15 protein-coding genes are annotated in these 11629 nt (G+C 33.7%); 8 read left to right on the forward strand and 7 right to left on the reverse strand.

From position 1 onward, the window contains the following. Position 1 precedes the first annotated feature (1 nt). Genes narH through narI form a run of 3 tightly spaced genes read left to right on the forward strand, consistent with a single transcriptional unit; the run spans position 2 to position 2662 of the window. The gene (gene narH / locus V6M85_RS07930) at positions 2-1486 is read left to right on the forward strand and encodes a nitrate reductase subunit beta (RefSeq protein WP_338598583.1); all 1485 of its coding nucleotides are present in this window, start codon (positions 2-4) and stop codon (positions 1484-1486) included. Further along, positions 1483-1983 (forward strand): nitrate reductase molybdenum cofactor assembly chaperone, encoded by a 501-nt coding sequence (gene narJ, locus V6M85_RS07935; protein ID WP_338598584.1) that lies wholly within the window; start codon positions 1483-1485, stop codon positions 1981-1983. The genes narH and narJ overlap by 4 nt, the downstream gene beginning before the upstream one ends. Further along, a complete protein-coding gene (gene narI, locus V6M85_RS07940; RefSeq protein ID WP_338598585.1) occupies positions 1976-2662 on the forward strand; it encodes a respiratory nitrate reductase subunit gamma in 687 nt (228 codons plus the stop codon). Before narJ ends, narI begins: the two co-directional genes overlap by 8 nt. A 490-nt stretch (positions 2663-3152) precedes the next feature. On the opposite strand, the gene V6M85_RS07945 is transcribed toward narI, so the two are convergent. From V6M85_RS07945 to V6M85_RS07965, 5 genes are all read right to left on the reverse strand, one after another. Continuing rightward, positions 3153-3401, reverse strand: a complete 249-nt coding sequence (locus V6M85_RS07945) for a hypothetical protein (RefSeq protein ID WP_338598587.1) — start codon at positions 3399-3401, stop codon at positions 3153-3155. A 27-nt stretch (positions 3402-3428) separates the two neighbouring features. Next, complete coding sequence (locus tag V6M85_RS07950) at positions 3429-4712, reverse strand: transposase (protein WP_338598589.1); 1284 nt, start codon at positions 4710-4712, stop codon at positions 3429-3431. A gap of 234 nt (positions 4713-4946) precedes the next feature. Next, complete coding sequence (locus tag V6M85_RS07955) at positions 4947-5096, reverse strand: hypothetical protein (RefSeq protein WP_338598590.1); 150 nt, start codon at positions 5094-5096, stop codon at positions 4947-4949. Continuing rightward, entirely contained in the window at positions 5078-5317 is a 240-nt protein-coding gene (locus V6M85_RS07960) for a VapB-type antitoxin (protein WP_338598591.1), read from the reverse strand. Before V6M85_RS07960 ends, V6M85_RS07955 begins: the two co-directional genes overlap by 19 nt. A gap of 541 nt (positions 5318-5858) precedes the next feature. Continuing rightward, positions 5859-6353, reverse strand: a complete 495-nt coding sequence (locus V6M85_RS07965; RefSeq protein ID WP_338598592.1) for a hemerythrin domain-containing protein — start codon at positions 6351-6353, stop codon at positions 5859-5861. Positions 6354-6453: 100 nt separating this feature from the next. Here V6M85_RS07965 and V6M85_RS07970 point away from each other — a divergent pair, with 100 nt between their 5' ends. After that, entirely contained in the window at positions 6454-7449 is a 996-nt protein-coding gene (locus V6M85_RS07970; protein WP_338598594.1) for an alcohol dehydrogenase catalytic domain-containing protein, read from the forward strand. 10 nt (positions 7450-7459) lie between these two features. Here the strand turns inward: V6M85_RS07970 and V6M85_RS07975 are convergent, their stop codons facing one another. Further along, complete coding sequence (locus V6M85_RS07975; RefSeq protein ID WP_338598595.1) at positions 7460-7699, reverse strand: hypothetical protein; 240 nt, start codon at positions 7697-7699, stop codon at positions 7460-7462. A gap of 151 nt (positions 7700-7850) precedes the next feature. Here V6M85_RS07975 and V6M85_RS07980 point away from each other — a divergent pair, with 151 nt between their 5' ends. The 4 genes from V6M85_RS07980 to V6M85_RS07995 all read left to right on the forward strand — a co-directional run bounded on the left by V6M85_RS07980 (position 7851) and on the right by V6M85_RS07995 (position 10469). Then, the gene (locus tag V6M85_RS07980) at positions 7851-8447 is read left to right on the forward strand and encodes a DUF2249 domain-containing protein (RefSeq protein WP_338598596.1); all 597 of its coding nucleotides are present in this window, start codon (positions 7851-7853) and stop codon (positions 8445-8447) included. A gap of 396 nt (positions 8448-8843) precedes the next feature. Then, on the forward strand, positions 8844-9257 hold the full coding sequence (locus V6M85_RS07985) for a metal-sulfur cluster assembly factor (RefSeq protein WP_338598597.1): 414 nt from the start codon (positions 8844-8846) through the stop codon (positions 9255-9257). A gap of 605 nt (positions 9258-9862) precedes the next feature. Beyond that, positions 9863-10093: an AbrB/MazE/SpoVT family DNA-binding domain-containing protein gene (locus V6M85_RS07990; RefSeq protein ID WP_338598599.1), complete on the forward strand. Its 231-nt coding sequence runs from the start codon at positions 9863-9865 to the stop codon at positions 10091-10093. Beyond that, entirely contained in the window at positions 10080-10469 is a 390-nt protein-coding gene (locus V6M85_RS07995) for a PIN domain-containing protein (RefSeq protein ID WP_338598601.1), read from the forward strand. The genes V6M85_RS07990 and V6M85_RS07995 overlap by 14 nt, the downstream gene beginning before the upstream one ends. A gap of 709 nt (positions 10470-11178) precedes the next feature. Here V6M85_RS07995 and V6M85_RS08000 read toward each other — a convergent pair. After that, positions 11179-11610, reverse strand: coding sequence for a universal stress protein (locus tag V6M85_RS08000; RefSeq protein WP_338598602.1), 432 nt, complete (start codon positions 11608-11610; stop codon positions 11179-11181). Between the last annotated feature and the right edge of the window lie 19 nt (positions 11611-11629).

The raw sequence follows: 11629 nt of genomic DNA on the forward strand, positions 1-11629 counted from the left end.
AATGAAAATATTAGCTCAATTTATGGGTGTATTCAATTTAGATAAATGCTTAGGTTGTAATGCGTGTACAGTAGCATGTAAGAATTTGTGGACTAACAGAGATGGCACAGAATATATGTATTGGAATAACGTTGAAACTAGGCCTGGTCCCGGATATCCATTAGAATGGGAAGATCAAGAAAAGTACAGAGGAGGTTGGATTTTAACTAGAGATGGTAAATTAAAGTTAGCCATAGGTGGAAGAATAGCTAGATTACTGGAACTATTTCACAATCCATATTTGCCCACAATTGACGATTATTTTGAACCATTCACGTTTACCTATGATAATTTAATCAGTGCTACGCAAAGCGATAAACAACCGGTTGCAGAGCCAATATCACTTGTAAGTGGTAAAAAAATGGAGATAAGATTAGGACCTAATTGGAACGATGATTTAGCTGGTGGTTCTGAAGCTATTTTGAAGGATCCTAATATCAAAAAGTTAGAGAATAAGATAAAGACTGATTTCGAAAATGCCTTTATGATGTATTTACCTAGAATATGCAATCATTGTTTAAACCCAGCCTGTGTTGCGGCTTGTCCTGCAGGGGCTATGTATAAGAGAGAAGAAGATGGAATAGTTTTGAATGATCAAAATAAGTGTCGTGGATGGAGATTTTGTGTTGCCGCATGTCCATATAAGAAAGTATATTATAACTGGGTAACGGGAAAGGCCGAAAAGTGTATATTGTGCTATCCCAGATTAGAGACTGGTCAAATTCCAGCATGTTTCCATGAATGTGTTGGAAGGATTAGATATCTAGGCGTAGTGTTATACGATGCAGATAGAGTGGAATGGGCTGCATCAGCTAGGGATCCTAAGGAAATAATTGACAGACATCTAGAGATAATTCAAAATCCTTTCGATGAAAACGTTATAAAGAATGCTAAAGAGAATGGGATAACTGATGATTTCATAGAAGCAGCTCAAAGAACTCCAGTATATAAGATGATTAAAGTTTGGAAAATAGCTTTGCCATTACATCCAGAATTCAGAACACTCCCAATGATATGGTATATTCCACCTTTAAGTCCTTTAGTGGAGAATATAAGGGTGAAAAGTGATGAGGAATTCTTCCCTATCGTAGATCATATGAGGATACCAATAGAATACTTAGCCAATATGTTTACTGCGGGTGATACTGAAAAAATAAAGGAAGCATTGAAAAAATTGATTGGTTTAAGAATTTATATGAGGCAGAAAAGATTAGGCAAGAAAATTGATGAAAGAGTAATTAAAGAAACTTCATTAACAGAAGAGGATCTTGAAGAGATGTATAAGGTCTTAGCTATAGCTAGGTTGGAAGATAGATTCGTAATTCCTACTGCACATAAGGAGAAGGCTTTAAGCATATTTGAGGAAACATTAGCCCCAGAATACATTCAAGGCAATAGAGGGTTAGAACATACTTCAAGAAGAGATTTGAGGTTGAGGAGAAAATGAACCTACTGGAAATTACTGCGGAATTATTGGAATATCCAACCTCATGGATAGGGAGGAGGAAGGAAATTATCAATTCCATAAGTCAGATATCATCACCTCATAAGCAATTTCTACTAGAATTCTTGGAGAGCATTTCCGTATATAATGAACTAGATCTTGAAGAAATCTATGTCAGTACTTTTGATAATAATGATTATATTACCTTATATATAACTTATTATATAACTGGAGAAGAAAAAGAAAGAATAAAACCGGCTAAGAGAGGTCTATTACTAGCTTGGCTAAAAGAGAGAATTAAAATGAATGGTAAAGAATTACCTGATTATCTACCAGTACTATTAAAATATTTGAGTGCTAATAATGATGATGAAGTAAAGAAAATATTACAAAGACCTATTAGTATTATTTTGAATAGACTTAAAGAGAAGAACTCTATTTTTTATCCTCTCATCAAGTTGGCTTATCTAGAACTTTATGGAGGGAATCAAAATGAATGATCTGTTTTGGGTAATTTATCCTTATATATCAATTACTATATTTTTCTCAGGCTATATTTACACGTATTTAACAAGGAGGTATTACTGGTCTGCCAGATCACTCCAACTTCTTTCAAAACGTACACATTCCTATGCATCTAACCTTTTCCATTATGGTATAGTTATAGTACTTTTAGGACATTTATTCGGAATAGCCTTACCAGCTTCAGCACTACTAGCAATAGGAATATCGTATAGTTTACATATAGCTTTGGCATTTTATTTGGGAGCAACATTTGGAATAATAACCATAATAGGACTAATATGGCTATTAGCAATTTCATATTTTACTAAGGCCGTTGATTCATTATCGGTCACAGATCACTTAGTATACATAATACTAGTTTTAGTGCTAATAACTGGACTCTATAATACACTGGTAGTGCATCCAAATTATGAAGCTACTGTTGCGCCATGGTTCCAAGGACTTATAACATTCCATCCCAATCCAGTCTTAATGACTCAAGCACCTTTAATATTACAGGTTCATGTTGCTTTATCATTCCTATTGTATGCAATATGGCCCTTCTCAAGACTAGTTCATGTCTTTACGTTTCCCGTGACATACTTATGGAGACCTTATATCGTTTATAGAAGATATAGCTTATCTAAAATTAGGAAAAAAGAGAAACCTTTTTGAGAGAAATAAATATCTAACATCAATAATAATTTTCATAAAATCCTCGATAAATGTTTAACTATAAGTAAAAAATAACGTCAGTATAACGGAAAAATAATTGGGGAGCGTTCAGTAATAAATCTTTACTATCAAAAATTTTGCATACCCATGAGAGTGTGGTAATGTTGGATTGTATTCATGAAAATCGACAAATAATAAAAGCTAAGTTGTAATCCGTTTAATCTTCTATGTATCTTGTAATACTTGCCGAGAGAATACTATATAAGTATTTGAATATTTACACGAAATGACTTTTCGTGCATACAATTTCTTTACGTTTTTTATTTTTAGCGCATTACATACTAATTTTCATGACTGCACTCCAACGCTCCCCTTAGCCTAAGTGATTTTTCATTGATTCACGATTTAAATTTTTGCGTGTATGCTCGCTCTGCATTGAAGGGTAAGCTTTCTGCCCGCATTTATGTAAGATATAACCTTTAATAATCTATTATATCAACTCATTAGCTAAAATCACCTTCAATCCAAACTCTTTCAGTCTTTCATAATGTTTTACGTTATTAGTTACTAGAGAGAGTTTGTTTGCAATACAGATGCTTCCTATAATTAGATCGGGATCATCAATTAATTCTCCTTTTCTTTTTAATTCTGCATAAATCCTTGAACTTATCTTAACACTCTCATTATCTAAACAGAGTATTCTGAAGTTTGACTCAATATCCTTTTTATACTCTGTCACGTTTTTTCCTAGATAGGGGTTTGGGTCTCATTGAATTTCATATATTTTGTATTCAATTTTCGACCCTTGGAGTTCACCGAAGTCGCGTATGCTCATCCCTCTCCGTCCCATTAGGGGGATAACCCCACTCACCCTAAAAGGGTGAGGAAACCCCCACATCTTAAGGTTAAATTTCCTCAAATACCTCTTGAAAATGTTAAGAGATGCATTAAATTGCCTATCCAAAGTGAATCCACATTTCCCACACCTAAAGGTCTTGCCAACCATTCGGGAATTAACCCATCCACATCTGGGGCAAGACCTAGACGTAAAACGCGGGTTTACCTCAACAACCCTACAATTATACAACGAAGCCTTATACTTCAACACACTCAACAACCTACCCCAAACAGCCCTAGACAATTTCCTTGAGAGAGAATCACCAGCATCCTCAAACATCTCTTGTTTGTTAAGCTTTTCAAAAACTAGGACGTGATTATTGTAAAGGTTAAGAATAAGATTAGCCAATTTGTGAATCAAATCATTAACCCTATTCCTCTCACGATGAGAGTACTTACCCAACAACCTCCTCCCAATCCTAAATTTCTTAGAAGCTACTGATTGAATCTTACTCCTCTTCCTCTGCATACCATACTTCAAGGAATAAAGTTGTTTCAGTGAAACTGTTACGAACTTCTCTCCATCATAACCATCTAGGGAGAATAAGTTTGAGTCAAAGGCAACAACTTCTAGGGGTGTTGTTGTTTGTAGTTTCTTTCTGAAGACTAAATACACTTTATCTTCCTTGATTATTGGTTCTGTTAGTTCAAAGTCATTAACCCTCTTTGAGAACCACGTTTTATTCCAAGAGTATGTGATGTATTCGTGAGGTTTGACTGTTATCCTAACGCTTTTTCCTATAATTTTTCTTAGTGTTGTTTTTACTCTTACGTAGGCTTTCTTTACTAGTGGTGGTTTTAATTTAGCTTTTCCTTTTTCAAATCTTCTTCTCCATGATTCTAGGATTGAATAAGCATCGTGTATTGCTTGATCAACGTAGTGTTTTGCTAGGTTGTGTTTGTTTTCCTTCATTAAGTGTTCTCTTAGTTCCTTGTATATTTCTTTCTTTTTTGGTAGGGATACTTTCACTCTCTTTTTCTCCTTTCTTATTACTATTCTTGAGAACACGTATTTTATTCCTTTGTTTAGTAGGTGTTTGTATGCTTGTATTAACTCTTTGCTTTTCTCCCTCTCATTGTTTTTTATTGTGTATGTTAGGTGTAGGTATTGTATTTCTGGTTGGAATGTTTTGATTCTTAAGTTCTTTGGCATTTTTTTCTCACTTTTTCCTTTTTATGATTTCTAGTGTTATATAATTCTCAGAGAGTGGGGTGAAAGTATTGTTGGTGAGATTTAGTTCTTGTCTAATCTTTTTACTGGTGTTATTATTACCCCTTTTCTTTTTTTCATGTATTCTTGTTAAGGTTTTGTTTGTATGATATTTCTAGTCTTTCTTATTTTGGTGTAAGTATTGTAAAAGGATTTTGTTCACAAAATATAAGAACTTTATGGTAAAAAGAAAACAGTTTTCACGGCTATTCCTCTTAAGAATTCAAAAAGAGTTATACAAGTTATATAATACCCTTCGAATTTTTCAACAATATCCTTTTTGTAAATCAAAATTAATGCATCAGTATCTAAGCATTTCTCCTCCATGATCTCCTTCCTTCTTCAGTTAAACGTAAAAGAATTTCAGCTTCTTCATCAGAAAGGATTAGTTTCTTATCCTTCTTTTCTTTCTCTGTTCTTTCTTTAATAAGCTCTGAGAAGAAGTCATCCCAACTTAATGTTCTTCCCAGTTCTACTTCCATTTTTCTTTTTAATCTCTCTAGTTCCTTCTTCACGTCTTCACTGACACTTATTGTTGTATGCACCATATGTAATTATATAAAATTATATAATTAAAAGCTTTTTGATTAGCTAGATAAGATAAAAATTTTTCATTGAAAATTTCGATATAGAACATGTAATCACAGCCCTCTTATGGGGGATTTTGATTGTATTCACGTTAATCAATATGTTATACTAGTTAAATTGAAACCTATCACATTTTCTAAGAATCAATTAGTCGAGGAGGGCGTGATACAATTCTAGATAAGGAGTCGTCACGTGATTGGAGGAGGGGTCGTGGTAGGAGATGGTGGTTGAGGTTGTGATATCTGCTGTAAATTTTTGGTCATGGGATTCGTGCTAGGGGTGTTCTTCAAGCTACTTTTTTTGAAGTTTTGGCTTTATCACGTTATGATTGCTGATTTCTTGGTGAGCGCAGTTCGCGTGGCGTAGCGTGTAGTCTAATGAGTTTAGTCTAGAGGAAATTTAGTGAAACAAATATATACTTCGCAAAGAGATAATTCAGATATTACATACACTAAATCTAAAATTAAGAAAAAAAGAGAAACTTTTTGAGGGAAATAAAAATCAAAGTTGTGGTCTTTTTCTAATAGTTGTAGACCACTTAGTGAGAGGTAGATTTTCTTTCATCGCTTTCTCTCTGCTCTCGAGAATGTTTTTGACTTGATGATCCGGCATTTTTTCCACGAATAGTGTTAGCCCTTCACAATCTGTCACATGTGGTAGGAGACCGAGAGTTAAGTCAACTGCCTTTTCTTTTTCCTCGTTGTTTAACTTGTCTTTGCTTAACAAGTTCTTAAGAGTATTAGCAGTTTCTATCGCACCATCATGTTCCTTGAAGAGTTTTTCAACATTCTTTTTACCCAAGAATTTAACTAGAGCAGGATACATAGCTTCCTCTTCATATCTGAAATGTGGTCCAGTTAGCTGGTCCAATCTAACTAAAAGTTCTCTAGCCTCATTTATTCTTCCTTCATTTATTGCTAAGCTTAACTCAAGAATTGTATCCCTTATTCTTCTGTGTTCATCCCTGAAGTTTTTTGCAAATTCATTGTAACTCATGTATTCACCAAAAAGAAGTTAATTTTTAAAATATTTAAAACGTGAACCTAAAATATAAGGGTATTAACATAAAACCATTGCCATCTATCATTATCATATTATGAAGGCCTTAGTCTTCGAAAGGAGAATCGTAGATGATATCAAAATAGCTGAATACAAAGACCCTGAAGTTAGATCACATGATGTCTTGATAAGAGTAAAAAATGTTGGCGTTAGTCCAGTGGATTACCTAACTGTAACGCTTCTAAACGTGAATCCAATTCCCCATATTCCAGGAGTAGAGTTTGCTGGAGTAGTAGAAAAAGTCGGAGAACATGTCAAATCTGTTAAAGTTGGTGATAAAGTGACCATATTCGGTAGCATTTTTGACGGTACATGTGATATGTGCATGGAGGGATATGAAACCATATGTAGAAATGGAGGCAGAATAGGCATAGAAACAAATGGTGGAATGGCAGAATTAATATCGTTAGAAGAAAAATACGTATTTAAACTGCCGGAAGAATATGATTGGAAAGTAGCTAGTAGTTTACCCGTTTCTGGACTAACAGCGTATCACTCCTTAAAAGAAGCCAAACTTCACGCAGGAGAAACTTTAGTAGTGTTCGGCGCCAGTGGAGGTACAGGTCAATTTCTCGTACAATTAGGAAGGAAAATGGGTGCTAAAGTTATTGCAGTTAGTAGGAAAAATTGGTTAAAAGAACTAGGCGCAGATGTAGTAGTAGGATACGAGAATGTGGAAGAGGTTGTAAAAAATTATACTAATAATAAAATGGCAGATGTAGTTGTAAATAGTTTAGGGTCTGCATTTTGGGAAAAGGGATTTTCAGTCTTAGGTAATAAGGGACGTCTTGTCACATTTGGAGATATAACTGGTGCAGAAGTTAAGTTAGATCTACGAAGGTTATACCTATCACATCAAATAATTATGGGAATTTTTAGAGGAAATAGAAAAGATTTATTAGAACTAATGGAATTGTGTAAAGAATGCAAAATAAAAGTTTGGAAGACTTTCACTTTAGATGAGGGAAGAGATGCAATAAACAGTATATACGACAAAGAGAGAGATGGTAAGATAATACTAGAAGTATCGTGATTTTTATTCTCTACGATGATGACAGATGATCTTTCCTTTTAATTATTTCCACAAGCCATTTATTTTTGTTAAGTCTTTTAGCAACTATATCAGCATACCTTATCTTATGAAGTAATTTAGCAGGTTCCCTACTAATAACTATCATTATTGCAACTTCTCTCTTTTCTAATTCCTTAAGAATATTTTCAATTAATTCTTGTTTGGCACCGTCAGGTAGTATCCAAAATAAATATTCTGACTGCTTTGCCATATGAAAGGTTGTTAGTTCTCTGATAATTAAATGAATAGCCTAAAATTTTAGCCTCATTGAGGAATAATCTAGTAAATAACTGAGGTTTTCCAAAATATGACCTTATAGCTTAGGCTTTTGCTATTTATAAGGGCAAGATACAACTCTAGTCATGGAACTAGATTTAAGATCCATAGAACCCCAATATAGGCATAAGCTAGTATTAGATACTTTCGCTAAGATGCATGAAGGAGAAGAGTTAGTTGTGATAGCCGATCATTATCCTGCACACCTATTACAACTTCTTTCAGGTCAGATAGAAAAATATAATGTAGAAGAAACTCCTAATGGAGACTTCATCTTGAAGGTGATAAAGAGAAAGAGCAAGCTTCAACCAATAATTTCACATATTTCAGAATATAGAAGAACTGGGGATACATTTACGCCAGTGCCAGTGCTGAGGAGAAGTGAATATGGAGTCATTTTAGTGTTTTTTAAACCTAACCAATACATACCAGTGCACGCTCCAGATTCAGACCTAATATTCTACGTAATAAACGGTAAAGGGAAAGCTTATGTAGACGGTAAAGAAACTGATATTACTGAAGGTTCAATAGTGATTGTACCTAAGGGAGTTAAGAGAGGAATAAAAGCAGAGACGTATATGGAGGCACTTCATATAGTAATACCTTCGCCTTCCCCAGAGGATCATGAAAAAGTCATGTTAGCTGCCTCTAAGGGATTACCAGAAATAGATTTAAAACATTAAATAGGGGTATTATTATAAGAAACTTAGATATAATTATAATTTAAAATTTTTTATATATTTTCAATTCACTTTGAAAACGATGGAAATTAGCTATTTTGTAGTTTGTGGATTTTATAACCTATCTAGATCATTACGTTCTCAACAGGGAATACAGAAAGTAACGTAAACTTTGAAAACCACCACAAAGTACATATTTCGTGATATTTTTGTAAATTTTCATACTATTCTCGTTATTAAGATTTTCCGTAGATTTCATAAAATTTTCTGGTATTGATAATAACTTAAAGATCGTAGTAGAGGGCTAAGATTTCTCGACCTCGTTAACGTAACCCACTACAATAATCCCTTATCGGTTAGGCTTGATATATATAACTCAATTTATATGAAGAGTTACACATGAATATAGCTTCAAATAAACGTTTAAATGTTAAAGTAGACAAAGAAGAGTGGAAGAAAAAGATTATGGAAAACCTGCATCAAGTTTATGACCCTGAAATACCGATAGATATTGTGAATCTAGGATTAATTTACGAACTTAAAATTAGCGATGAAGGAGATGTATATGCTAGGATAGGCGCTACAACTCCAGCTTGCCCCGTAACAGAGGATTTACAATACACTGTAGAGCAAGTTATAAAAGAAACAGTTCCTGCGAAAAGTATAACAGTGGATCTTGATCTAGAAACTGAATGGACTCCATTAATGATGACTAAAGAAGGTAGGCAGGAATTTATAAAGAAGTACGGTTACGATCTAGTAAAGGTATGGGCTGAGAGAAATGGTATAGAATTAAATGAACAACAATCATAAAAAAAGAACTAAAATATTCCCTTTCTTACGTCCAACCATGATTGTGCGAAAGTAATTTAGCTACTAGTTTGAGATGTATTTTAAAGGTAATATTAATTAAATATTCTTTTATAGTAAAAAATTCTAAACTACGATAGTTTGCAAATAATATGTAACCGTATAACGAGGCAACGTGTTGCAATATGTTGGTTTTCGATATTGAGTCTACACTTTTTGTGCTTAAATTCTTGTAATTGCTAACGCGTTACTAAGAAGAAAGCAGAAAGCTTAGCTACTCTGTGGCTGGAGGTAGAAAGCTCTAAAAACCCAACAAGTAGTTTTTCATAAACTTCTCTAAGTAGAAAACATGTCGTTGAACCCCCTATTAACGCTTAGCTCCTTCCCTTTTCTTGTCATGGCTACATAGTTTATAAAGATAACGCATTATCTTTAAAACCATAGAGGTTTTACAGAGTATTCTAAAACTATCTAGGTTGGAACTACTCTTTCGAGTAGTTAGCTCTGTTATCCATTTCTTAGCCTCTAGAGGTGAAGCCTTTTGTCCTCGACTTTTGTAATGGTGAGTAGTAGATAGATTTATATATCTACTATTCCTAGAATTAACTATGAAATACGCTTCTAAAGTTACAAGAAATTACCAAGTTACAATTCCTTCTGAGATAAGGGAAAAGCTTAACATTAAAGAAGGTGATTATGTCGTATTTGAGCTTAGAGGTGACGAAGTTGTTATTAAAGCTTACAAAAAACCATGGACTACGATCTCTCTCGGCAGAAAGGTAAGTGTTGAAGAAATAGAGGAGATTGCAGATAAGGTTTTTGAAGATGATAGTAGTTGACACTAATGTTTTAGTTTATGCAACTTTAAGCGATAGTGAGTTCTTTGATAAGAGTGTAGAAATAATTCAAAGAGAGGACGTTATAATTCCCCAAATTGTAGTTTATGAGTACATAAAAGTTATGATAGAGTTAACAAAGGACTTATCTTTTGTTAAGACGAAACTAAGGGAATTGGAAAATTTTAATGTAAATCAGGAAACTTTAGGCATAATTGAAAAGGGCATTGACATGCTTGAAAAAGATAATGGATCACTTAAAGACATTAACGATTATGTGATACTCTCCTTTGCAATTCATCATAAGGCCAAATTAGCCACTTACGATAGAAAGTTGAGGAAAATAGCAAAGGAGAAAGGAATTGAAATTCTTCCTTAGAAAGATTATTTATCAAACCCTCAATTTAGGGTTTATGTTAATTTTAAAAATGACTTTAAAAGGAGAAGGCAAGATATCTTGTTTGTTATTCTAAAAGCAAACGTGAACTTAACGTTAGGTAGTATGATAAATTTTTGCGTCCTACTTAAGTATTTAGTATCTTAGTTAGTTAGTTTGTGGATTTTCTGAAAATTGAGGCTATTCTCTCTATCAGAACTATTCATAGAATTATCGTCTAGTTTTCAAATGATACACACACTACTTAGTTAGTTCAAGATTATCAGTATTTGTAGCAGTTTGTGTAGCATCTGAATATTTTACGCTATCTATGCTAATTTAGAGATGAATCTTAATTTTCTTCACAAGCTATATTTGTCTAATTATAATCGACTTCTTAGCTACCGCAACTACTATAAATGAAGTTCTATGAATCCATAACATGCTAATTAGTTATAATTGATAAAGTAGTAGAACTTACGTTTACGTCCCAACGTGGATATTAAGGGGTAATTCGAATCTGCTAGAAAAATACAAATTATCGCTTCTCTCCTTAATTCTCTTATAAAATTCCCTAAATATATCATCTAGTCTATTAGTGGCAAGAAGTAAAATGTCCTTAAATATTTATACTAAGGCTAATGGAACCTTATATGAAAATTCATAGATGCATCTTTATTATGTTATAGAAAATTTAGGCAAAGAAAAATCTTTACTTAACTACTAATACTGGTATTTTGGCCTCATGAACGAGTCTAGACGAGACACTTCCAAGAAACAGCCTTTTCACAGTAGATAATCCTCTACTGCCAGTAACTATTAAATCAGCACCTACTTTTCCTGCGTAGTCTAATAACGCTGATGCAGGGTCTCCTTCTATGTTTACAGCTTCTACTTCCTTAACTCCACTGCTAGTAGCCTTTTCTTTAGCCTCTTCAACATCCCTTTTTGCCTTATCGTACATTTGATTTATTACCTCGCTGGGTACGGGACCAAGACCCATTCCAACTAATACAGAAGTATCTATAACTTCAACTATTGTAAGTTTTGCCTCATACCTTTTTGCTAAATCTACCGCTACATTTAAAGCCCTTTTTGCATTTTCAGATCCATCATATGCTAAAATTATGTGTTTAAACACCATATTTTAAACCCAAGAAATA

It is taken from the genome of Sulfolobus tengchongensis (assembly GCF_036967215.1).
GTDB lineage: Archaea > Thermoproteota > Thermoprotei_A > Sulfolobales > Sulfolobaceae > Saccharolobus > Saccharolobus tengchongensis_A.